Origin of the sequence: Pyxidicoccus caerfyrddinensis (assembly GCF_010894405.1) — a bacterium.
Lineage (GTDB): Bacteria > Myxococcota > Myxococcia > Myxococcales > Myxococcaceae > Myxococcus > Myxococcus caerfyrddinensis.
Window position 1 is genome coordinate 267,352 of record NZ_JAAIYA010000012.1, and the last position, 21,475, is coordinate 288,826.

18 protein-coding genes and 1 other RNA gene are annotated in these 21,475 nt (G+C 70.2%); 10 read left to right on the plus strand and 9 right to left on the minus strand.

What is annotated here, in order from left to right; translation table 11 throughout:
- Window positions 1-214: 214 nt before the first annotated feature.
- Entirely contained in the window at window positions 215-1,312 is a 1,098-nt protein-coding gene (locus tag G4D86_RS28670) for a M35 family metallo-endopeptidase (RefSeq protein WP_163997237.1), read from the plus strand.
- Window positions 1,313-1,372: 60 nt separating this feature from the next.
- Here the strand turns inward: G4D86_RS28670 and G4D86_RS28675 are convergent, their stop codons facing one another.
- A complete protein-coding gene (locus G4D86_RS28675; RefSeq protein WP_163997238.1) occupies window positions 1,373-1,951 on the minus strand; it encodes a class I SAM-dependent methyltransferase in 579 nt (192 codons plus the stop codon).
- Window positions 1,952-2,075: 124 nt separating this feature from the next.
- Here G4D86_RS28675 and G4D86_RS28680 point away from each other — a divergent pair, with 124 nt between their 5' ends.
- The gene (locus tag G4D86_RS28680; protein ID WP_163997239.1) at window positions 2,076-2,684 is read left to right on the plus strand and encodes a hypothetical protein; all 609 of its coding nucleotides are present in this window, start codon (window positions 2,076-2,078) and stop codon (window positions 2,682-2,684) included.
- Between the two features lie 82 nt (window positions 2,685-2,766).
- On the opposite strand, the gene G4D86_RS28685 is transcribed toward G4D86_RS28680, so the two are convergent.
- The 3 genes from G4D86_RS28685 to G4D86_RS28695 all read right to left on the minus strand — a co-directional run bounded on the left by G4D86_RS28685 (window position 2,767) and on the right by G4D86_RS28695 (window position 4,490).
- Window positions 2,767-3,645 carry an NHL repeat-containing protein gene (locus G4D86_RS28685; RefSeq protein WP_163997240.1) on the minus strand — a complete coding sequence of 293 codons (879 nt, stop codon included), beginning with the start codon at window positions 3,643-3,645 and terminating at the stop codon, window positions 2,767-2,769.
- A 73-nt stretch (window positions 3,646-3,718) separates the two neighbouring features.
- Entirely contained in the window at window positions 3,719-4,006 is a 288-nt protein-coding gene (locus tag G4D86_RS28690) for a hypothetical protein (protein ID WP_163997241.1), read from the minus strand.
- 61 nt (window positions 4,007-4,067) lie between these two features.
- The gene (locus tag G4D86_RS28695; protein ID WP_163997242.1) at window positions 4,068-4,490 is read right to left on the minus strand and encodes a hypothetical protein; all 423 of its coding nucleotides are present in this window, start codon (window positions 4,488-4,490) and stop codon (window positions 4,068-4,070) included.
- Between the two features lie 76 nt (window positions 4,491-4,566).
- Here G4D86_RS28695 and G4D86_RS28700 point away from each other — a divergent pair, with 76 nt between their 5' ends.
- The 3 genes from G4D86_RS28700 to G4D86_RS28710 all read left to right on the plus strand — a co-directional run bounded on the left by G4D86_RS28700 (window position 4,567) and on the right by G4D86_RS28710 (window position 11,796).
- Window positions 4,567-5,205, plus strand: a complete 639-nt coding sequence (locus G4D86_RS28700; protein ID WP_163997243.1) for an SAM-dependent methyltransferase — start codon at window positions 4,567-4,569, stop codon at window positions 5,203-5,205.
- 49 nt (window positions 5,206-5,254) lie between these two features.
- Window positions 5,255-11,305 (plus strand): alpha-2-macroglobulin family protein, encoded by a 6,051-nt coding sequence (locus tag G4D86_RS28705; protein WP_163997244.1) that lies wholly within the window; start codon window positions 5,255-5,257, stop codon window positions 11,303-11,305.
- Window positions 11,306-11,439: 134 nt separating this feature from the next.
- Window positions 11,440-11,796 (plus strand): hypothetical protein, encoded by a 357-nt coding sequence (locus G4D86_RS28710; protein ID WP_163997245.1) that lies wholly within the window; start codon window positions 11,440-11,442, stop codon window positions 11,794-11,796.
- A 51-nt stretch (window positions 11,797-11,847) separates the two neighbouring features.
- Here G4D86_RS28710 and G4D86_RS28715 read toward each other — a convergent pair whose 3' ends face one another.
- From G4D86_RS28715 to ssrS, 5 genes are all read right to left on the minus strand, one after another.
- Window positions 11,848-12,984, minus strand: a complete 1,137-nt coding sequence (locus tag G4D86_RS28715) for an EndoU domain-containing protein (protein ID WP_163997246.1) — start codon at window positions 12,982-12,984, stop codon at window positions 11,848-11,850.
- Between the two features lie 250 nt (window positions 12,985-13,234).
- Window positions 13,235-14,506, minus strand: coding sequence for a tyrosine--tRNA ligase (tyrS, locus tag G4D86_RS28720; RefSeq protein ID WP_163997247.1), 1,272 nt, complete (start codon window positions 14,504-14,506; stop codon window positions 13,235-13,237).
- 57 nt (window positions 14,507-14,563) lie between these two features.
- Window positions 14,564-15,337: a TIGR00282 family metallophosphoesterase gene (locus tag G4D86_RS28725; RefSeq protein ID WP_240360522.1), complete on the minus strand. Its 774-nt coding sequence runs from the start codon at window positions 15,335-15,337 to the stop codon at window positions 14,564-14,566.
- An 11-nt stretch (window positions 15,338-15,348) separates the two neighbouring features.
- A complete protein-coding gene (locus tag G4D86_RS28730) occupies window positions 15,349-15,972 on the minus strand; it encodes a 5-formyltetrahydrofolate cyclo-ligase (protein WP_163997249.1) in 624 nt (207 codons plus the stop codon).
- Window positions 15,973-15,991: 19 nt separating this feature from the next.
- Window positions 15,992-16,188, minus strand: a non-coding RNA gene (gene ssrS / locus G4D86_RS54535) — 6S RNA.
- A 167-nt stretch (window positions 16,189-16,355) separates the two neighbouring features.
- On the opposite strand from ssrS, the gene G4D86_RS28735 reads away from it, so the two are divergent.
- From G4D86_RS28735 to G4D86_RS28750, 5 genes are all read left to right on the plus strand, one after another.
- Window positions 16,356-17,318, plus strand: coding sequence for a tetratricopeptide repeat protein (locus G4D86_RS28735; RefSeq protein WP_163997250.1), 963 nt, complete (start codon window positions 16,356-16,358; stop codon window positions 17,316-17,318).
- Complete coding sequence (locus G4D86_RS28740; RefSeq protein WP_163997251.1) at window positions 17,315-18,334, plus strand: serine/threonine-protein kinase; 1,020 nt, start codon at window positions 17,315-17,317, stop codon at window positions 18,332-18,334. Before G4D86_RS28735 ends, G4D86_RS28740 begins: the two co-directional genes overlap by 4 nt.
- 140 nt (window positions 18,335-18,474) lie before the next feature.
- Window positions 18,475-18,651 carry a hypothetical protein gene (locus tag G4D86_RS52235; protein WP_205519786.1) on the plus strand — a complete coding sequence of 59 codons (177 nt, stop codon included), beginning with the start codon at window positions 18,475-18,477 and terminating at the stop codon, window positions 18,649-18,651.
- Between the two features lie 264 nt (window positions 18,652-18,915).
- The gene (locus tag G4D86_RS28745; protein WP_205519788.1) at window positions 18,916-20,391 is read left to right on the plus strand and encodes an ATPase domain-containing protein; all 1,476 of its coding nucleotides are present in this window, start codon (window positions 18,916-18,918) and stop codon (window positions 20,389-20,391) included.
- Window positions 20,388-21,470 carry an ATP-binding response regulator gene (locus tag G4D86_RS28750; protein WP_163997253.1) on the plus strand — a complete coding sequence of 361 codons (1,083 nt, stop codon included), beginning with the start codon at window positions 20,388-20,390 and terminating at the stop codon, window positions 21,468-21,470. The genes G4D86_RS28745 and G4D86_RS28750 overlap by 4 nt, the downstream gene beginning before the upstream one ends.
- Window positions 21,471-21,475 lie beyond the last annotated feature (5 nt).

Consider the following 21,475-nt stretch of genomic DNA (forward strand, 5'->3'; position numbering starts at 1 on the left):
TCCGGCACTGCTGGGGATTCGTCGCCGAGCCCGCCGGATTGCAAAGTTCCTTTGCGCCCGGCGTGGTGCGAGGGTGCTCCAGTGTGACGTGAGCGGCTCGCCAAACCCGCGTTCCCTCATGGGCGGGAAGCTGGCGCGAAGCTTGCTCTAGCTGGCCCACCCCGGCTGCGTCCCCGCCGCCACCGGGCCCCTCCTCACACAAGGATGCCCCCAAATGAGCAAGCAGCTTCGCGTCTCCTCTCGTTGGCTGGCCGGATGGCTGGTCGGCGCGTCCCTCCTCGGTGCGTGCGCGGCGCCCGATGACCAGACCCCCGCGGGCGACGCGCAGGTCACCTCGCCCGACGCGGTCGAGGCTGGCAGCATCTCCGTGAGCCTGGCGGTGCCGAAGGCGGCGCTGAGCGCGCGCGAGGATGTCCTCGTCAGCGTCACCCTGCGCAACGACGGCTCCCGCGCGGCGCGGCTGCTCAAGTGGAACACCCCCGCGGACGACGTGGAGGAGGCGCTGTTCGACGTCACGGTGGACGGCGCGGCCGTTGCCTTCACGGGCCCGCACTACAAGCGCCCGGCCCCGGTGGACAGCGACTACCTCACGCTGGCCCCTGGCGAGACGCTGACGCGCACGGTGGCGCTGTCGGACTTCTATGACCTGTCGCGCACGGGCAGCTACCACGTGAGCTACGCGGCGCAGCCGCACGGCTCGGTGGCCGCGTTCCGCTCCAACGCCGTGGACGTGTGGGTCGAGGGCCGCGCCAATGTCGACCGCGAGGCCGCGGCGGCTCCGGGTGGGACGGTGACCCTGGGCGCGGTGACGTACAGCAAGTGCGACGCCACGCAGCAGGCCACCGCCCTCCAGGCGCTCAACGCCGCCAGCACCATGGCGAACGGCGCGAACACCTACCTGGCGGGCACGCCGTCGGGCACGCCGCGCTACACCACCTGGTTCGGGGCCTTCTCGTCGAGCGGGTGGAACACCGCGAAGACGCACTTCGTGGCCATCAAGGACGCCTTCGACACCAAGCCCGTCACCGTCGACTGCGGCTGCAAGAAGACCTACTACGCCTACGTCTACCCGGCGCAGCCGTACAAGATCTACGTGTGCAAGGCCTTCTGGGCCGCGCCGATGACGGGCACCGACTCCAAGGGTGGCACGCTCATCCACGAGATGAGCCACTTCACCGCGGTGGCCGGCACGGACGACCACGTCTACGGCCAGAGCGGCGCGAAGTCGCTGGCCATCTCCAACCCGGCCCAGGCGCTGGATAACGCCGACAGCCACGAGTACTTCGCGGAGAACACGCCGGCCCTCAACTGAGCTGACGGCCTGAAGTGACTCACGGGGACGGGGGCGGAGACGCTCCCGTCCCTTCGCATTTCAGGGAACGCGGTCGTAGATGCACGTCCAGAAGTCGGAGGACTCGCGAGCGCGCAGCCACGGCCAGCGCGACAGCTCCAACCCGAGCGTGCACACCACCACCGCGCGCCCACGCGTGGCCGCTTCCAGGCGCGCCATGGCCTCGTCGAGCGCCGCGCCGGTGAAGGGCAGGTAGAGATAGTAGACGGTGCCTTCAGGCACGGACTGCCGCGCGTCGCCGTGGACGTAGGTGACACCGGTGAGGCCCAGGTCTTCGGCCCGCAGTCTCGCGGCGTCGACCAGCGCGGGCTCGAGCTCCAGTCCCACCGCTGTCGCTCCCGTCAGCAGATGCACCAGCAGCGTGGCCTTGCCGAGCCCGGAGCCCACGTCGACGAAGATGTCGGTAGTGCGGATGGGCACGTCGCGGATGAGCTGGAGCAGGGCACCCACGCCGCTCGCGTGGTGGCCGATGAGCTCTCCGTGTCCCGTGTGCTCCGTGGCTGGCGCGGAGGTAAGGCCCAGCAGGCGCTCCACCCAGGCGTCGCGCTCGGCGGGTGGCAGCGACTCCAGCAGCGCCGCGAGCGCATCGCCGCGGAGCATTCCGCGACGCACTTCGTCCCGGAGGGCTTCGTGTTCGAGCGCGGCCATGGCTCGACGATAGCCGGACCCCGGGCGCGCGGGTGCGTGGCATAGTCGAAGCTCACATGCGGAAGCGGGAGGACCGATGACACCGCTGATGACGGCAAGCGTGGCGTGGTACGTGACGGGCCGGTTCTACGTGTCGTCGGACGGGAAGACCGAGCAGGACCTGGGCTACTTCCTCCACCTGGAGGGGCTCCAGGGGCCGCTCTTCACGGACATGAAGAACATGAGCGAGGCGACGGCGCGGCTCACGTTCCGGTCCGAGCCGTTCACCGCGGCGAAGGTCACCAACGGAAGCCTGTCACTGAGCATGGACGTGGTTGGCGACTTCAGCCTGTACCTCAAGGGCGAGAAGCACGTGGGCGCGTCCTTCGACCGCCCGGACTCATTCTCGGATGGGCTGCGCATCGCCACCTTCCGTCGGGCCAGCGTCGTCGCGGGCGGCGCGTTCGTCGGGATGCCCGCCACGCACCGGGCGCTCTCGCTGAACGTCTTCACGGCCCGGCTCGTGTGGAGCACAGAGTTCGACTTCGAAGGCCAGCGGTATGACCTGCGCCGGCTGCTGCCTCACGGCATCACCCAGTGGGGCGAGGCCGGGCCCACCGTCGTCACGCCGCCGCCCAAGGACTTCTCGAGCGTCCTCCCGTTCTTCGGGTCGGCGGTGGCGGTGGGCGCACCCCACGAGCGGTAACCCGCGCTGGCACCGCCGTCGCGGGGCCGCCGGTCTCACGAGTGCATCCGTGCCGCTTCGTGAGACCGACGTGTGGCGCGACTCAGTCCGGTCTTCCCATGCGCGCTGCCACCTTCAACTCTCCCGTCGGGGACAGCGCGACGTGGACGGCCGAGGCGGCAATGCCCTCGCGCTGGAGCGGGATGCGCTCGACGAAGCCGCCGTCCGCGTCGAAGACGTGCACCGCGTTGCAGGTGGCATCCGCCACGTACGCCGTGCCGGCCGAGTCCACGGTGATGGCGCGCGGCCACATCATCCCCTCGGCCTCGCGTCCGTAGTGTCCGTAGCTCCCCACGCCGCGGCCCGTGGCGTCGTAGACGGCGACGCGAGCGTGGCCCGAGTCCACCACGTGGATGCGCCCGTCCGGCCCCACCGCGATACCGCGTGGCAACTGCAACTCACCTGTTCCGAACGTACCCAGCCACTCACCGCCGGCGGAGAACATCTGCACGCGGTGGTTCAACCCGTCGCTCACCAGCAGCCGCCCCTGTGCGTCCACGGTGGCGCCGGAGGGGTGGAGGAAGCGCCCGTCCTCCTTGCCCGCACGGCCAATCTGCCCCACGTGCGCGCCGTCACGCGTGTAGACCTGGACGCGGTGGTTGCCCCGGTCCACGACGTACACGCGGCCCTCCGTCCCGAGCGCCACCGCCGCCGGGCCATTGAGCTCCGTGGCCCCACGGCCGAAGCCGCCCAGCGTGGCCAGCTCCGCGCCGTCCGCGCCGCGCACCAGCACCTGGTGCTCGCGCGGCCGCAGCTCCAGGACGTTCCCCAGGGCGTCGAAGTAGAGAAGTGAGTCCCGCCCTCCCACCTGGAGCGCCGTCACCCCCTGTGAGCCGACACAGCCGGTGCCCGCAACGGGCAGAATGAGCGAGGCGGCTCCCACCGCCGAGAGCCGCAGAAAGAAACGACGTTCCAGGTGCATCCCTGGAGCGTAGTGTCATGTCACTGACACTGGAAAGATGTGACGAGACTGACTCGCGTGGGGTCGGACGGACTCACTTCTTCCGGAACAGGGCCTCGGCGGCGCTCAGCAGGGCGTCGCGGCTCTCCTTCTCGTGGAGGCCGCCCTCGCCAATCTGGAACAGCTCGCAGAAGTTGGCGCCGTCCTTGTCCTTGGGCACCTCCGCGAGGGGCTCCTTGCACTCCTTGGCCACGCCCGGGTCGAAGTGCCGGCAGTTGCGGCACGAGCGCACGTCCTCGCCACAGCCAGGGCATACGTCGCGCCGCCCCACCTGGTTGGCGATGATGTCGAGCGGGCGTCCACAGTGCGCGCAGCCGGGCATGGCCACCTCCACGTGAGAAGGGGCCCCATTGTGCCAGCGAGCCTGCGCGCGTGGGGAGTCCTCAGCGCTGCGGGCTGGAGACGAGCGCCGGAGCGCGCTCCGAGGAGACGGGCACCGGAGGCGGCGGCGCGGACGGGCGCAGCTCGCCCATGGCGTCCACCAGCTGGTCATCCAGGCGCTTGAGCAGGAAGAGCATGTACGCGGACACCGCGGCCAGCACCGACGCCAGGATTCCCAGCATCATGCCGCGCTGCCACCGGTGTGCCCGCTCCAGCACCGTTCGGCGCTCCGCGAAGGACTTGAGCTGCGCGTCCGCCGCCGAGCCGTCCAGCCGATGGGCATAGTCTTCCGCCTGGGCGGTGCCGCGCTCCATCAGCCACTGCCCCTGCACCTGCAGGGCGTCCGAGCGCGTGTAGCAGAAGCCCGCCACACCCGCGGAAAGCAGGGAGACGCACAGCGCCACAGTCACGCTCCGGGTGCCCATTTCAACGTCCTCCGGACTGGCCATTGCGCGGGCCAGCACACCCGCGACCGCTCCGGCTTCCCGAAGACAGTAGCGGATGGTAGGGAGCCCCCCTGACATGGGCAAGCCCTACCGTCCGAAAGACCACTTCTTCCAGAAAGCCAAGCAAGAGGGGCTGCGCGCCCGCTCGGCGTTCAAGGTCGACGAGCTCATCAAGCGTTTCCCGATGGTGAAGAAGGGGCACGTGGTGCTCGACCTGGGGGCGGCCCCGGGAGGGTTCCTCCAGATTCTGGCGGAGGCGGTGGGGCCGGCGGGGCGCGTGATTGGCGTGGACATCGTCGCCATCCGTCCCTTCACGCAGCGGCACGTGCAGACGGCGGTGCTGGACGTGCTGGCGGACGACTTCGACGCGAAGCTGGCGGAGATGTACGACGGCCCCTTCGACGCCGTCATCTCCGACATGGCGCCGAAGACGAGCGGCATCAAGGCCACGGACGAGGCGCGCAGCCTGCGGCTCGCGGGCAAGGCGCTGGAGGTGGCCGCCGCGCGCGGCCGCCCCGGCTCGTCCTTCGTCGCCAAGGTGTTCATGGGCGGCGACTTCGAGGACTTCCGCAACCAGGTGCGCTCACTTTTCGAGGAAGTGAAGGTGGTGCGCCCGGAGGCCACGCGCGGCGCGAGCATGGAGGTCTACCTGGTGGGGCTGCGCCGCAAGGCCCCCGCGCCCGCGGCGACTTGAGGTTCATTGTGGAACGATTCGGCGGGCGGCTGTGTCTAGAGTGCCGCCCATGTACCGGACTCCCTGGACTCGAGCGTCCTCCGCCGCCCTGTTGCTGTTGTCGCTGCTGCTGACCTCCTCTCCCGCGCTGGGGCAGGGGAAGGCCCCGCCGACGTGGAAGGCCATCGACGCGTTGGTGGATGAGCAGAAGGTGGAGGCCGCGGCGCAGGGCGCCGAGGCCCGCCTGGAGAAGGCGAAGGGCGGCAGTGACGAGGCGGAGTGGGCACGGGCGCTGGTGCGCACGGTGCAGCTGCGCAGCGCGCTGCATGGCTACGAGACGTCGGTGCGCTTCCTGCGTGAGCAGCCCTGGCCCAAGGGCGTGCTGCCGCGGGCCACGCTGAACCTCTTCTACGCCCACTCGCTCGTCACGTATGCGCAGGCGTATGGCTGGGAGGTGCGCCAGCGCGAGGTGGTGGCCTCGACCGGCCCGGTGGACCTCAAGTCGTGGACGTACGAGCAGATCCTCACCGAGGCGCAGCGCGCCTACGAGGAGGTGTGGAAGCAGCGTGAGAAGCTGGGCACCGAGCCGGTGAAGGTGCTGTCCGAGTACATCCAGCCCAACACGTACCCCGAGGGCATCCGCTCCACGCTGCGCGACGCCGTCTCGTACCTGCGCGTGGCGGTGCTGGCGGACAGCTCCCACTGGCGGCCCGAGCACGCCAACGAAGTCTATCGCCTGGACTTGCGCTCGCTGCTCGAGGGCTCGCCCACCGTCGACCTGACGGACCCGAACCTCCACCCGCTGGTGAAGGTGGTGGCGGTGCTCGCGGACCTGGAGGCGTGGCACCGCGCCGGAGGCCGGCGTGAGGCGGCGCTGGAGGCGAGGCTGAAGCGCTACGAGGTGCTGTCCGCGCACTTCACCGAGAAGGACGACGCGGCCCGCATCCGCCAGCACCTCGCCGCGTTCCTCACGCCCTTCCGCGACGTGCCGTGGTGGGGCATGGGGCAGGGGCAACTGGCGGAGCTGGAGAGCTCCGCCGGGCACCCGGTGCGCGCGCTCGCGCTGGCGAAGTCGTGCGTGGACGCGTATCCGAAGTCGGAGGGCTCGCGGCGCTGCGCCGCCCTGGTGAGCGCGCTGGAGGCGCCGGACTTCCGTCTCGCCTCCATGCAGTCGGACGGGCCGCGCCGGCGCTCCGTGGAAGTCACGCACCGCAACGTGCCGGTGCTCCACTTCCGCGCCTATGCCTTTGACCTGGAGAAGCGGCTGGCGAAGGTGGACGACTACAACATCCTTCCGTACGGCGACGCGCTGCTGCGCATCTTCAACAGCCAGAAGCCGGTGGCCTCGTGGAGCACGCAGCTCCCGGCAACGGCGGACTTGCGCGAGCACCGCACCTTCGTCACGCCGCCGCTGGAGCAGCCGGGCACGTACATCATCGCCGCCTCCGCGCGCGAGGACTTCGGCGCCAAGAACAACCGCGTGCAGGCGGTGTTCATGACGGTGTCGCCGTGGGTCATCGTCACGCGCGCCACGGCGGGCACGTCGGTGGAAGCGCGGGTGGTGATGGGGGAGTCCGGCAAGCCCGCATCGGAGGTGCCGGTGCGCCTCATCCTCACCGACTACAACAAGGGCTTCCGCGAGGCGGCCAAGGCCACCACGAATCCGCAGGGCGAGGTGACCTTCGCGGCGCCGAAGGGGCAGATGTATCAGAGCTACCTGCTGGTGGCGGGGCGCGGGCGCGAGACGCTGCTCCACCCGAATGGCTTCTCCTTCTACCCACGAGGCGAGCCGCAGGAGACCACCTCGTCGCTGGTCTTCACCGACCGCAGCGTGTACCGCCCGCTGCAGAAGGTGCTCTGGAAGGTGGTGGCCTTCAGTGGCCGCGGCGACCAGGCGCGCTACCGGACGCTGCCGGAGCAGTCGCTGGTGGTGTCGCTGGTGGACCCCAACAACCAGGAGGTGGAGAAGCGCGAAGTGCGCACCAACGGGTTCGGCTCGGCGGCGGGGGAGTTCACCGTGCCCACCGGCCGCGTGCTGGGTGGCTGGTACGTGCGCGTGGCGTCGGGCGGAAGCACCGGCATCCGCGTGGAGGAGTACAAGCGGCCCACCTTCGAGGTGACGCTGAAGGACCCGGAGGCACCGCTGCGCCTCAACCGCCCGGCCACCTTCAAGGGCGAGGCGCGCTACTACTTCGGGCTGCCCGTGGCGTCCGGCACCGTGCGCTGGCGCGCCTTCCGCGAGCCGGTACTGCCCTGGTGGTGGTGGTGGGAGCGCTCCTCCATGCCCGTGAAGCGGCAGGTGGTGGCGTCCGGTACGTCCTCGCTGGCGGAGGACGGCGGCTTCGGCATCACCTTCACGCCCGAGGCGGATGAGCGCTCCGCGCGCACGCCGGGGCTCACCTGGCGCTACCGCATCGAAGCGGACGCGACGGACGAGGGCGGCGAGACGCGCTCGGCCGAGCGTGCCTTCCGGCTGGGCTTCGTCGCGGTGGAGGGACGCGTGGACGCGGACGAGGGCTTCTTCCGCGAGGGCGTGGCTCCCGAGGTGAAGCTGGTGCGCACCACGCTGGACGGCGCGCCGCAGCCCGGCCCCGGCCGCTGGCGACTGGTGGCGCTCAAGCAGCCCACGCAGCCGCTGCTGCCCGCGGATGAGCCCATCGTCGAGCCGCCCGCCGTGGAGGTGGACCCGGAGGCGGTGCGCACGCCCACGCCGGGCGACAAGCTGAAGCCCCGCTGGGATTCGGACTACTCGCCCCAGGCGGCGCTGGCCCGCTGGCAGGATGGTGGGGAGCAGGCGAAGGGCGCCGTGCAGCACGACGCGGAGGGCGTGGCCCGGGTGAAGCTGCCCGCGCTGAAGGCCGGTGCGTACCGGCTGCACTACGAGACGACGGACGCCTTCGGCCAGACGTTCACCGTGGCGCGCGAGCTGCTGGTGGCGGGCGAGGCCGCGCCCATCGCACTGCCGGCGTCGCTGGTGCTGGAGCACGACACGGTGCGGGTGGGCGAGGTGGCGCGGCTGCTGGCCTTCTCCGGCTTCGAGGGACAGCCCCTGATGCTGGACGTGTACCAGGGCGAGCGGCGCGTGCTGCGCAAGCCGCTGACGGGCGGCAAGGCGCCGGTGGTGGTGGAGGTGCCCGTGACGGAAGAGCTGCGCGGCGGCTTCACCGCGGTGTTGGTGGCCGTGCGCGACTGGCAGTACCTGGGCTTCTCCTCGCCCGTGTTCGTCCCGTGGGACGACAAGGAGCTGAGCCTGGAGTTCGCCACGTTCCGCGACAAGCTGCGTCCCGGCGCGAAGGAGACGTGGCGCGTGACGGTGCGCGGCCCGAAGGGCGCGAAGGTGGAGGCGGGCGCTGCCGAGCTGCTCGCGTATATGTACGACCAGTCGCTCGACTTGTTCGCGCCGCACACGCCGCCGAGCGTCGCGGCGCTCTACCCGCACCGTGCCTCGCACGTGGACCTGCGCTCCTCGCTCGCCGTGTCCATGGCCCAGTGGGTGGTCAGCCAGGGCTACGGCGAGGTGCAGGGGTGGAATCCGCCCGAGCCGGACGCGCTGCGCTTCGAGGACGAGTACGGCCTGGGCGGGCCGGGCTATCGGCGCTACCGGGGGCCGGTGATGCGCGGCTCGGCGCGACGCGAGATGGCGGCGGCCCCGAGCGCCGCGAGGCCGATGGAGGAGTCCGAGAGCGGGGCTCCTCCGCCTCCGCCCCCCGCGCCTCCCCCGGAGGCGGCGAAGGCGGTCATGCAGGAGACCAAGGCCGCGGACAAGGCGCAGAATGCGCTGGCGGGACAGGCCGCGCCAGCCGAGGGACTGCGCTCCAACTTCGCGGAGACGGCGTTCTGGGTGCCGCAGCTCCTCACGGGGGCGGATGGCTCGGCCACGCTGGAGTTCACCGTGCCGGACTCGGTGACGGCGTGGAGCGTCTGGGTCCACGGCATCACCCGGGACTTGAAGGGCGGCTCGGTGCAGCGCACCACCCGCAGCGTGAAGGAGCTGATGGTGCGGCCGTACGTGCCGCGCTTCCTGCGCGAGGGTGACAGGGCGGTGCTGGAGGTGGTGGTGAACAACGCTGCGGACAAGCCGCAGCAGGGCACGCTCACGCTCGACATCGTGGATGCGCAGACGCAGAAGAGCCTGCTGGCGGACTTCGGCGTGAAGGGCGCGTCGCAGGCCTTCAACGTCGCGGCGGGGCGGGGGACGAACCTGCGCTTCGCGCTCACCGCGCCCGCGAAGGTGGGGGCGGTGGCCTTCCGCGTGGAGGCTCGCGCCGGCAACCTGAGCGACGGTGAGCTGCGCCCGCTGCCGGTGCTGCCCGGCCGCATGCACCTGTCGCAGTCGCGCTTCGTCACGCTGAAGGGCAAGTCCTCCAAGACGATGACCTTCGAGGACCTGCGCGCGGGTGGGGACCCGACGCGGGTGAACGAGCAGCTCGTCGTCACCGTGGACGCGCAGCTCTTCTACGCGGCGCTCCAGTCGCTGCCGTACCTGATGGACTACCCCTACGAGTGCACGGAGCAGACGCTCAACCGCTTCGTGTCCTCCGGCATCCTCGCCAGCCTCTACGGGCAGTACCCCGAGGTGGCGAAGATGGCGAAGAAGATGAGCGAGCGCGCCACCCAGTTCGAGACGTTCGATGAGTTGGACCCGAACCGGAAGATGGCGCTGGAGGAGACGCCCTGGCTGGAGATGGCCAAGGGCGGGCCCAAGGCCGAAGCGGACCTGGTGCGCGTGCTGGACCCGAAAGTGGCCGCGGCCGAGCGCACCTCCGCGATGGGGAAGCTGCGCAAGGCGCAGACCTCCAGCGGCGGCTTCCCGTGGTGGCCGGGTGGCCCCCCGTCGCCGTTCATGACGCTCTACATCCTCCACGGCCTGTCGCGCGCCATGGAGTACGGGGTGGAGGTGCCGCCCGAGATGACGCGCAACGCGTGGGGCTACGTGGCCCGGCACTTCCGCGAGGAGTACGCGGACAAGCTGATGAAGAAGGGCCAGGGCTGGGAGTTCCTCACGTTCCTCAACTACGTGGCCTCCGCGTACCCGACCGAACGCTACACGGGCGACGCGCTCACCGCCGCCGAGCGCGAGCGGATGCTGGCCTTCAGCTACAAGCACTGGAAGAAGCACTCGCCGTACCTCAAGGGCTACCTGGCGCTGACGCTGAAGCGCGCGGGGCAGGGGAAGGACGCCGAGAAGGTCTGGGAGAGCGTCATGGACTCGGCGAAGACCAGCGAGGAGCTGGGCACGTACTGGGCGCCCGAGGACCGCAGCTGGCTCTGGTACAACGACACCACGGAGACGCACGCCTTCGCCCTGCGCACGCTGACGGAGTTGAAGCCGAAGGACCCGCGGCGCGAGGGGCTGGTGCAGTGGCTGCTGCTGGACAAGAAGCTCAACCACTGGAAGTCCACCCGCGCCACCGCCGAGGCGCTCTATGCGCTGGTGAAGTACCTCCAGTCCGAAGGGGCGCTGGGCGTGCGCGAGGACGCGAAGGTGACGGTGGGCCCGCGCGTGGTGCAGATGGAGTTCTCCCCGGATGAGTACACGGGAAAGAAGAACCAGGTGGTGGTGCCCGGGCCGGAGCTGAATCCGGCCACCATGAGCTCGGTGGTGGTGGAGAAGACGACGCCGGGCTTCGCCTTCGCCTCCGCCACGTGGCACTTCTCCACGGAGAAGCTCCCGGAGGAGGAGCGCGGCGACTTCTTCAACGTGTCGCGGCGCTACTTCCGGCGCGAGCGTGAGGGACGCGAGGCGGTGCTCCAGCCGCTGTCGGAGGGCGCGGTGCTCAAGCCCGGCGACGAGGTGGAGGTGCAGATCTCCCTGCGCACCAAGCACGCGGCGGAGTACGTCCACCTGAGAGACCCACGCGCCGCGGGCCTTGAGCCGGAGAACGCGCAGTCCCGACACAAGTGGGACCTGGGCATCGTCTGGTACGAGGAGACGCGGGACTCGGGCACCAACTTCTTCTTCGAGTGGCTGCCCGCCGGCGAGTACACCTTCAAGTACCGGCTGCGCGCCAACATGGCCGGCACCTTCCGCGTGGGCCCCGCCACCGTGCAGTCCATGTACGCGCCCGAGTTCACCGCGTACTCCACGGGCGCGGTGCTCACCGTGGGACCGGCGAAGTAGACGTCACGTGTGACGGGGTTGCGATTGAAATTTAATTGCGCTTAACCCCGCTTAATCGCGGTCCACACGTAGGGTGCCCCCCACCTGCCGCTCGCAAGTCGAGCGGCAGGCCCGACAACCCGAGGGGGTAGCCCATGTTGAAGCAAGTCGTGCGTCCGCTGTTCCTGGGAGTCCTGGTGGCCTGCGCCTCCGCCTGTGGTGGCGGACTGGAGGCGCCGGAAGGGGAGGAGCTCGGAACGGAGGACCAGTCCGTCTGTGCGCAGGGCTCGTACGTCAGCGAGTGCCGTGACTTCGCGAGCGGCGGCGTCTCGAGCCCGTCGTGCCCGGGGCAGTACGCGTGGAGCTACTGGAACTGCAAGCAGTACCGGTACTACTCGGGCTCCACCGCCGTCTATTACCGCCAGGAGTGCGGCCCGCAGAAGTACATGTGCGGTACCAGCAACACCACGCCGCCGGGGCTGCCCGAGGCGCGGTGCAAGCAGACGTGCTGAGCCGTTGAGCTGACTTCCGTGGCCGTGCGGTGCGCGCGCGGCCACGGGCCTTCAGTCCCCGCAGGTGGGCTGCTCGTCGGTGGGGTGCAGGGTGGCGATGCCGTAGGTGCCGTTGCGCGTGCCGCACCAGATGCGCCACGCCGAGCCCCCCAGGTCCGGCGCCGAGTACACGCCGCCCTCCTTCTTCGCCCCGCCGCGCGCGCAGCACCGGGCGAAGGCTCGCGTGCCGATGGCCACCATCCCCACCGCGTCCGGCGAGCGCGAGAACCCGCCCACCTTCTTTTCGCCGCAGGACCACGGTGCCACGCCCCGGTACTTGATGAGGTACTGGTCGCCCTTCTGCGCGCCGCCGCGCACCGGGCCGCCGTAGCAGAGCTTCCCCTCCGACTCGAGCTGCGCGTAGCGCGGCAGGAAGTGCAGCCCGCCAATGGGGCCGCGCTCCCAGTCGTCTCCGCAGAACACGTGCGTGAAGGCGTTGCGCGGGCCGGTGCTCACCCACAGTCCCGTGAGCCACTCGATGTTGCCCTGCCGCGAGCCCGGCCGCCCCGCTGCGGACAGCGCCCGCTGGATGCGCGGGTCGTCGTAGTACCGCGAGAAGAAGCGCTGCACGTCCCCCGCGCCCACGCTCACGTCCGGACGCGCGGGGCACAGGTCCAGCACCTCGCGGTCCAGCGGCGTCAGCGTCAGCGGCTTGCCGAACAGGGGCTTCGTCTCACACGTCGTCGCGCAGCCCGTGGCGGGCTTCCAGGTCGCTCGAGCCGTGGCCCCGCGCGTGGAGGTGAACTGGATGTCGCCGCGCTCCTCGTCGGCCCCGGTCTCAGGCTTCGCCATGGCGGCGAAGCGGGCCTGCTGCTCCGCCTTGCCCCGGGCCTGCTGCTCGGAGTTGGCGCGGTCCGCGGCGGCCAATTCCGCCGCGCTCGGGGCGCGGGGGGCGGCGGCTTCTGGCGCGCCCTCGCACAGCACCCAGCCCTCGGAGGACGGGCCCTGCAGCTTGCACCACGTCCGATTGGGGCCGCCCTTCTTCAGGAGCGGGTACGAGGTGCCGGGCTCCACCGTGAAGACCATCCGCGTCGACTCGGGCTGGTCCACCGCGTCCACGCGGACTTCGGAGACGAAGGCCCCGGGGCCCGCCAGGGCGGGGAGGGCGGTGGCAAGGCAGAGGGCAAGGAAGGGGAGGGGAAGACGCATGGCGCGCGGGAGTCTACAGCGGCCCGTCAGTCGCTCGGGAGGAGCGGCCCTACGGGGCGGGGTCGGCGCGTGGGACGGCCCTTCCTTGCCCGGCATTCAACCGGGCGTCGCAGAGAGCACAGGCCGGCGGGGACAGGCGGGCCTTCACCGGGCCAGCCCCGGCGAGCACCCAGGGCTTCGGTGAACCTCGAGCGCACGGCGCTCGGCGGGGCCGTGCGCGCCTCTCCCGCCTCATGCGAGAGCGTCAAGCTCAGGTGAGCTTCAGCCGCACCGCGTTCGGCTTGTCCGTGCGGGCCTTGCCCACCTGCACGGTGTACTCACCCGCGCCGTACTCCGCCTTGAGGTCCGTCACCTTCTCGCCGTTGACGCGCACGCTGCCCTGGGCCATCGCCTCGCGGGCCTTCGTCGCCGAGGCCACCAGCTTCGTCTCCGGCAGCAGCTTGAACAGGAGCTGCTTCTCCGCCCCGGCCAGCGACACCTCCACCAGCTCCAGGCTCGCCTGCGGGGCCTCCTTCTTGAGGTTGTCCCAGGCCTCCACCGCCTTGCGGCCGCCGTCCTCGCCGTGGAAGCGCACCGCCATCTCCCGGGCGAAGTCCTTCTTCACCGTCATGGGGTGCAGCTCGCCGCCCTGGACCTTCGCGCGCATCTCCGAGAGCTCCTTCAGCGTCTTCGCCGAGAGCAGCTCCAGGTACCGCCACATCAGGTCATCGGTGATGCTCATCAGCTTGCCGAAGATGGTCTCCGGCGGCTCGTCGATGCCCACGTAGTTGTCCAGGCTCTTGGACATCTTGTCGCCGGTAATCTTCCCGTCGATCAGCTTCGCGTTGAGCCCCTCCAGGATGGGGCCCGTCATGATGACCTGCGGCTCCAGCCCCTCCTCCTTCATGAGCTGGCGGCCCACGAGCAGGTTGAAGAGCTGATCCGTCGCGCCCAGCTCCACGTCCGACTTCAGCGCCACCGAGTCGTAGCCCTGCAAGAGCGGGTACATGAACTCGTGCAGCGAGATGGAGACGTTCTCCCGGAAGCGCTTCTTGAAGTCGTCGCGCTCCAGCATGCGCTGCACCGAGTAGCGCGCCGCCAGGCGGATCATCCCCTCCGTGCCCAGCGCGTCCAGCCAGGTGGAGTTGAAGCGCACCAGCGTCTTGTCCGCGTCCAGCACCTTGAAGACCTGCTGCTTGTAGGTCTCCGCGTTGGCCTTCACCTCGTCGCGCGTGAGCGCCGGGCGCGTGGCGTTGCGCCCCGTCGGATCGCCAATCAGCGCGGTGAAGTCGCCGATGAGGAACACCACCGTGTGCCCGAAGTCCTGGAAGCGCCGCATGCGCGTCAGCAGGAGCGAGTGGCCGAGGTGCAAATCAGGCCGGCTCGGATCGAACCCCGCCTTGATGACCAGCGGCTTGCCCGTGTCATACGAGCGCTGGAGCTTCTTCTTCAGCTCCTCGGGCACCTGGATGTCCACGGTGCCTCGGGTGACTTCTTCGAACTGCTCCTCGGGGGTCGCCTTGCGCAGCGCGTCCGTAGTCATGACGCGCGCAACCTAGCCGATTTGCACCGCCCGTGGCGGCACTTCCTCCGGGGGCGCTCAGGTGCCCGGCAGGCGCTGGCGCACCCGCTCGATGCTCCGGGGCCGGCCCGTCGTGTCGTCGATGTCGATGACCACGCCCTGCAGGTACACCAGCTTCTCCGCCACCTCGTAGGGCGCCTTCTCCCCGCGGAAGCGCGCCAGCGAGGACTCCTTCTTCATGCCGATGACGGAGTCCAACGGGCCACACATGCCCACGTCGGTGATGAAGGCCGTGCCGCCGGGGAGGATGCGCTCATCCGCCGTCTGCACGTGCGTGTGCGTGCCCACCACCGCGGACACCTTGCCGTCCAGGTGCACGCCCATGGCGTTCTTCTCGCTGCTCGCCTCGCAGTGCATGTCCACCAGGATGCAGGGCGTTTCCTTGCGCAGCTCCTCCACCAGGGGCAGCACCACCTCGAAGGGGCTGTCCTCGGTGCGCATGAAGACGCGCCCCTCCAGGTTGATGACGCCCAGGGCCCGGCCGTCGGCGAGCCGCACCAGTCCATGCCCGCGTCCCGGCGTCCCCTTGGGGTAGTTCGCCGGCCGCAGGAGCAGGTCCGGATGCTCCTTCACCCAGGGGAGGATGGCCTTCTTCGTGTAGAAATGGTTCCCGCTCGTCAGCAGCTTGATGCCGCTGTCGAGCAGGTACGTAGCGGTCTCCGCGCTGATGCCGGCGCCGCCCTCGCTGTTCTCAGCGTTGGCCACGCACAGGTCCACCCCGTGCTCGGACACGAGACGAGGAAGGAGCGTGCGGACCGCCTGGAGTCCCGGGCGGCCCACGACGTCTCCCATGAAGAGGACCCTCACGTATCGAGGAAGTCCCAGTCGCGGTACAGGCCCCGCAGCGACTCGGACTCCGTCACGATGAGATCCATGTCCACGTCGTCACTCGTGGTGGGCAGCACCTGGACGACCTGGTCATTGAAGGCCAGGCCGACCCTGCGACTGCGCTGGCTGGCCGCACGGAGGGTGGCGTCGTAATAGCCGCCCCCGCGCCCCAGCCTCTTGCCGTCCCGGGTGAACCCCAGGCCCGGCACCACGAAGAGGTCTATCTGGTCCACCGGGATGAGGTCCGAGGAGTTGCTTGGCTCCCTGACCCCCAGTCTTCCCGGCTCCAGCTCGCTCTCCGATTTGATGGCCCTGAATGAGAGGATGCGCCCGTGTACGTGGGACAGCGGGTAGCAGACGATTTTGTCGTCCTGCAAAGCCGCAATCAAAATGTCCCGCGTGGGCACCTCGCCCCGAATGGGGGCATACAAGGCCACCGTTCTCGCCTTCTGATAGTACGGAGCTGCCAGAAACCGAGACTGAACCTTGAGACCCCGCGTGTCGATGATGTCCGGCGTCATCGCCTTGCGGCGCGCCGTCAACTCTTCACGCAGCGTCTGCTTCCTCGCCGCCGCCTCTTCCACCACCGTCTCGCTCACCGCCGCCACTCCGCAGAAAAAGTCCCCCGCCGCATGGCCGTGTGCCCAGCGTCCATTGAACCCTCTGAAAGCCAGGTGGGAACCGAAATCATGCCGCCGCAGGCTTCCCTCATCCCCCGTGAGGAGGGAGGGCTTGCACATGGCGACCGAAACGGACCCCGGAATGGACGTATCGGTTCGAATTTCTGCTGGGCATCACGCGCCCCGCAGGGGACAGCCCTTTGTAACAAAGCTCAAGCTACAGTGCTACCAAGTCCTCGAATCTATTGGGAAAACCCGTAAGAGTCTGGGGAAATGATAAGGACGGGGGGCGGCGGGGTCAAGGCTTCCTCGTGCGTTTACAAGGCAGCCTCGCGGCTTCTATGATGAAAAGACTCCCGCACATGCCGCCCGCGCTTTCCAACAAGGCACTCGCGACGGTTCTTTCCGTCGTCGCCTCCGGCCTCGCATGGGCGGGACCGACCGTGTCCGGCCCCTACCTGGGGGATATGTACGGCCCGGTGGAGTTCCGCACCGAGGGCGAGCAGGTGATTGGCACGGCCACCGGGAAGGGCGGCGCCTGCGGCTTCGAGCCCGGCACGCAGGTGGTGAAGGGCGAGCTCCAGGGCCACGTGCTGGTGGGCAGCGTGCTGCTGTGCCAGACGGGGCCCAGCTGCATGGAGAAGCAGAGCCACCCGGCGCTCTTCTTCATCAACGCGTATGACCGGGTGCTGAGCGCGCTGGTCCAGCCGCCCAAGGGCTGCCGCTCCCCGGCGCTGAAGGACGGCCTGCTCCTGCTGCTCCGGTCCACGGCCCCGCAGCAGGACGACTCCCAGGACCCGGAGCCCGAGGCGGCCGACGAGGAGGCCGCCGTCCCCGCGCCGAAGGCCGCAAGCGCGGCGGCGCCCGCCGCGGAGGCCCGACGCGCGCCGGAGGCGGGGGTGCCGTCCCTGGAAGAGGGGCATCGACAGCTCGCGGCCGGCAACTGCGTGGAGGCGCAGCGCCACTTCGAGTACGTGCTGGCGACGGATGACCGCAACCCCGCGGCGGCGGTGGGGCTCGCGACCTGCCAGCTGGAGCTGGGGAACGTTCCCGGTGCCCTGACGACGCTGGAGCGCATGCGCGCGTCGACCCGGCCGGACGTGCACCTGTGGCTGGCCTACGCGCACCTGCGCGACAAGAAGCGCCCCCGCGCCCGGGAGGCGCTGCGCCGGGCCATGGATCTGGGCTGGGCGCCGGGGAACCGGCCCGCGGAGGCCGTGCCGGAGGCCGCGCTGCAGGAGGACATCGAGGCGCTGCGGCAGCAGCGCAACCGCAAGCGGGCGCCCGGCCGCGAGGCGCTGGGGGCCGGAAGCACCATCCCGTGAGCCAGCCGCCCGCTCCAGGGAAGACCACCCGGGTCTTCGGCAACTACGAAATCCTCTCCGTGCTCGGCAAGGGCGGCATGGCGGAGGTGTACCGCGCGCGCGTGCTGGCCGGCCCTCGCGAGGGCTGGACGGTGGCGCTCAAGCGGCTGTTGCCGGCGCTGACGAGGGACCCCGCCTCGGTGTCCCTCTTCGCCCGCGAGGCGCAGCTGTCCAAGCAGCTGCACCACCCCAACATCGTCACGGTGCTGGATGCCGGCGTGCTGGAGGGCATCTACTTCATCGTCATGGAGCTGGTGGACGGGCGCGACCTCGGCCAGATCCTCCGGCGCTGCAAGGTGCGCGGCATCCCCCTGCCGTTGGACTTCGCGGTGTACCTGGGCAAGGCGCTGCTGGAGGCGCTCGCGTACGCGCACACCGCCACCGGGCCGACGGGCGAGCCGCTGGGCATCGTCCACTGCGACGTGTCCCCCTCCAACCTGTTCATCTCCCGCGTGGGGGAAATCAAGCTGGGCGACTTCGGCGTGTCGCGCGTGCTGGTGGACGGCAAGCTGCAGGGCGGCGAGGTGCTGGGCAAGCCGTACTACCTGTCTCCGGAGTCGCTGCTGGGCGAGGTCAACCCCGCCGCCGACCTCTGGGCCGCCACGGTGGTGCTCTACGAGTTGCTGACGCTGGAGCGCCCCTTCGTGGGCGGCTCGCCGGACGAGGTCTTCGCCGCCATCTGGTCCCGCCAGTACCGCCCGCTGCGCGAATTGCGCCCGGAGGTGCCCGAGGCGCTGGAGGCGGTGGTGGACCGCGCCTTCTCCAAGCACCTCGAGGACCGCTTCCCGTCGGCCGAGGAGTTCGCCCAGGCGCTCACGCCCCACTACGACGAGCGCGTGGGCACGCCCCTGGCCATCGCCGCCGTGGTGCGCGGCCTCTTCGGCGCCAGCGACGACGTGCCCTCGTCGTCCCCGTCCTCGTCCTCGTCCGGCGGAGCGGCCCCCACGACGGGGACCCCTGGCTCGAGCGCGGGGTAGGGGCCTCCCCCCTTCGCCCCCCGGCAGCGGGAGCGGCACCTCGGCTGGCTGCCTGCTCACGGAGGAAGGCACCCGTGCGCTCCGCCGTGGAGATGACGACATTTCTCCCCGCGCGTGAAGTCGCGCAGGGGAGGAGACCGATGGCCACCGAGCCCAAGCAGCCGAAGCCCGAGCAGGACGCGCCCGAGCGCAAGACGCAGGAAGAGGAGCCCCGCCGGCACTCCAAGGCGGACGAGGCGCGGGAGGATGGAATGCCCGGCTACGGCCAGCCCGATGAGGACGTGCGCGAGCAGTCCATCCCCGAGCAGAAGTGGTAGGGCCCCGGCCCCTCCGTGAACGAAGTCCTGCACTGGCAGCGAGGGGAGGCGGTGAGCCTGCGTCCCCGGCTCCCGGAGCACATGTCTGGCATTGAGCATTGACGCGGGCAGCCGCCTGCTTGGGGCAGGGCATGGCCTTGGAGTCGTGCCCTTCCGTTGTTAGGTCCCGTGCTTCGGGCATCTACCGGATGTCTACCCTCCACGCGCCCTCTTCCGAGCAGCGGAGTCCGCGCGTCGTACCCTGCCGCTCGATGGACAATCTTGATGGACAGCAGCAGCAGCCGTTCGGGGCCGCTCTTCGAGACCGGTATCCCCAGCTTCGATAGGCTTCTGGGGGGAGGGATTCCGCGACGCCAGTCCGTCATCGTGACGGGTGACCCGGGCTGCGGGAAGACCGTCCTGTGCAGTCAGGTGGCGTTCCTCGCGGCGGCGCGGGGACTGCCGGTGGTGCTCGCCACCGTTACCTCCGAGCCCCACGACAAGCTGGTCAGCGAGCTGGCCGGCTTCTCGTTCTTCAAGCGGGAGCTGCTCGACGAGAAGCTCTTCGTGATGAGCGCCTACTCCACGCTGAAGCAGGGGGCGCGCGAGACGCGAGACCTGCTCATGCAGACGGTGCGCAAGCGGGGCGCGAAGCTGCTCTTCATCGACGGGCTGCGCGCCATTCGCGACCTCTGGCAGGACGAGGCGCGGCTGCGCGAGTTCCTCTACGAGCTGGGCATCGGCCTGTCCGCGGCGGACTGCGTGGGGCTCTTCACCACGGAGTACCCGCTGGAGAAGCTGCTGTCGCTCCCGGAGGCCACCACGGTGGACGGCATCGTCTCCCTGTCGGTCAACAAGCGGTCCGCGCGCCGCCTGCGCCGCGTGGAGGTGGTGAAGTTGCGTGGCCGCCCGCACCTCACCGGCGAGCACCTGATGTGCATCGGCGAGGACGGGGTGCGGTCCATCCCCCGGCTGGAGGCCCAGGCCCCGGACATGTCGGACGTGGCGTCGCCCGAGGGCCGCGCCAGCTTCGGACTGCCGGAGCTGGACGTGCTGATGGAGGGCGGCCTGCCGCTGCACAGCACCACCATGCTCGCGGGGAGCATGGGCATCGGCAAGACGCTGCTCGCCGCGCACTTCGCGGCGGAGGGCGCCCGCCACTCGCAGCCATCCCTCTTTGTCTCCTTCTTCGACTCGCCGGCCTCGCTCAGCAGTCGGGCGCGGCGCATCGGCCTGGAGATGGAGCATCACGTGAAGAGCGGCCTGCTCTCGTTCATGCACGTGCCGCCCATGGAGGCGGAGGCCGACCTCGTCGTGGACCGCGTCCTCACGAGCATCACTCGCATGGGCGCGAAGCGGGTGGTCATCGACGGGCTCACGTCCCTGGAAGAGGCCATCGACGACCGGGAGCGGCGGCGCACGTTCCTCGCCTCGCTGGCGTTGCGCCTGCGAGTGGCGGGCGTGACGTCCCTGTTTACCCGCGAGGTGCCGAAGGTGGCCGGCACCGAGCTGGACTTCAGCGACGCGCCCATCGCCATCCTCGGGGAGAACCTGCTGCTCATGCGCTACGTGGAGCTGCGCGGGCGCATCCACCGAATCCTGTCCGTCCTCAAGATGCGCGACAGCAAGTACGACAACGACGTGCGTGAGTTCGAGATCGCCGACACGGGGATGAAGGTCAAATCGCCCATGCGCTCCGCGGAAGGGCTCCTGACGGGGCAGGCGAGGCCGCTGGGTACCAGCATCGGGTTCGCGGAATGAGCGTCGTCCTCATCGCGGAAGACGAAGAGGCGCTGCTGGAGATCTTCGCCGAGGTGGTGGAGGGGCTCGGCCACCGCGCGGTGCGGGCGCACAACGGCGAGGAGGCGCTGACATTGGCGCGCACCGAGCCGCCGGACCTGGTGGTCAGCGACCACATGATGCCGCGGCGCACGGGCATGGAGCTGCTGCGCGCGCTGCGCGAGGAACCCCGCCTGTCCACCGTGCCCTTCGTGCTGCTGAGCGCGGCGCGGCCCGTTGGGCGCGAGGAGGCCGACACCTTCCTGGCCAAGCCCGTGGACCTGTCGAGCTTCGAGGAGGCCGTCACCACGGCGCTGAGCGCGCGGCCTCCTTCCGCGCACCAGCACCCGGAGCGCGCGGCCACGCGCGAGCCCCGGCCGGTGTCCAGCGCGGCGCGCGAGGAGCTGGTCAACTGGGTGGCGCACGAGCTGAAGACGCCGCTGAGCTCGGCCCGGCTCAACGCGCAGGTACTGCTGCGCAAGGTGGCCCAGCGGGGCGGGGACGCCGAGTGCCGGTCCGCGGAGGCAGTGCTCCGCCAGTTGGACCGGATGAACCAGCTCATCACCTCCATCCTCGACGCGGGGCGCCTGTCCGAGGGGAAGGTGGAGCTGCGGACCGCGTACTGCGACATCGTCCCGTTCCTCACCGAGCTCGTGGGCGAGTGGCGCGAGCTGGAACCGCACGTGGAGTTCCTGCTGACGGGCACCCGCGAGCCGGTGATGGTCTCCTTCGACGCGGAGCGGGTGCGGCAGGTGCTCAACAACCTGCTCTCCAACGCAGTGAAGTACTGCGGCGAGCGCAAGCGGGTGGAGCTGGGTCTGGGGATGAGTCCCGGGCTGGCCGTCATCCACGTGCGCGACTGGGGTGTGGGAATCCCAGCGTCGGAGCTGCCCAACATCTTCGACCGCTTCCAGCGGGCCGACGACAACCACGAGCGGGGTCACGGCCTGGGCCTGTTCATCGCCTCGCAGCTGGCGCGGCTGCACGGCGGCTCGCTGTCGGTGCGCTCCTCGCGAGGGGAGGGCTCCACCTTCCAGCTCCGGCTGCCACTGCGTCACTGACGGCC

Excerpts from the sequence above, each read along its gene's own strand:
- G4D86_RS28705 (WP_163997244.1), top strand. The coding sequence starts at position 5,255 with ATGTACCGGACTCCCTGGACTCGAGCGTCCTCCGCCGCCCTGTTGCTG.
- G4D86_RS28725 (WP_240360522.1), bottom strand. The coding sequence starts at position 15,337 with ATGGGAGACGTCGTGGGCCGCCCGGGACTCCAGGCGGTCCGCACGCTC.
- G4D86_RS28670 (WP_163997237.1), top strand. The coding sequence starts at position 215 with ATGAGCAAGCAGCTTCGCGTCTCCTCTCGTTGGCTGGCCGGATGGCTG.
- G4D86_RS28690 (WP_163997241.1), bottom strand. The coding sequence starts at position 4,006 with ATGCCCGGCTGCGCGCACTGTGGACGCCCGCTCGACATCATCGCCAAC.
- G4D86_RS28675 (WP_163997238.1), bottom strand. The coding sequence starts at position 1,951 with ATGCTCCGCGGCGATGCGCTCGCGGCGCTGCTGGAGTCGCTGCCACCC.
- G4D86_RS28695 (WP_163997242.1), bottom strand. The coding sequence starts at position 4,490 with ATGGGCACCCGGAGCGTGACTGTGGCGCTGTGCGTCTCCCTGCTTTCC.
- G4D86_RS28715 (WP_163997246.1), bottom strand. The coding sequence starts at position 12,984 with ATGCGTCTTCCCCTCCCCTTCCTTGCCCTCTGCCTTGCCACCGCCCTC.
- G4D86_RS28735 (WP_163997250.1), top strand. The coding sequence starts at position 16,356 with ATGCCGCCCGCGCTTTCCAACAAGGCACTCGCGACGGTTCTTTCCGTC.
- G4D86_RS52235 (WP_205519786.1), top strand. The coding sequence starts at position 18,475 with ATGGCCACCGAGCCCAAGCAGCCGAAGCCCGAGCAGGACGCGCCCGAG.
- G4D86_RS28700 (WP_163997243.1), top strand. The coding sequence starts at position 4,567 with ATGGTAGGGAGCCCCCCTGACATGGGCAAGCCCTACCGTCCGAAAGAC.
- G4D86_RS28680 (WP_163997239.1), top strand. The coding sequence starts at position 2,076 with ATGACACCGCTGATGACGGCAAGCGTGGCGTGGTACGTGACGGGCCGG.
- tyrS (WP_163997247.1), bottom strand. The coding sequence starts at position 14,506 with ATGACTACGGACGCGCTGCGCAAGGCGACCCCCGAGGAGCAGTTCGAA.
- G4D86_RS28710 (WP_163997245.1), top strand. The coding sequence starts at position 11,440 with ATGTTGAAGCAAGTCGTGCGTCCGCTGTTCCTGGGAGTCCTGGTGGCC.
- G4D86_RS28745 (WP_205519788.1), top strand. The coding sequence starts at position 18,916 with ATGGACAGCAGCAGCAGCCGTTCGGGGCCGCTCTTCGAGACCGGTATC.
- G4D86_RS28685 (WP_163997240.1), bottom strand. The coding sequence starts at position 3,645 with ATGCACCTGGAACGTCGTTTCTTTCTGCGGCTCTCGGCGGTGGGAGCC.
- G4D86_RS28750 (WP_163997253.1), top strand. The coding sequence starts at position 20,388 with ATGAGCGTCGTCCTCATCGCGGAAGACGAAGAGGCGCTGCTGGAGATC.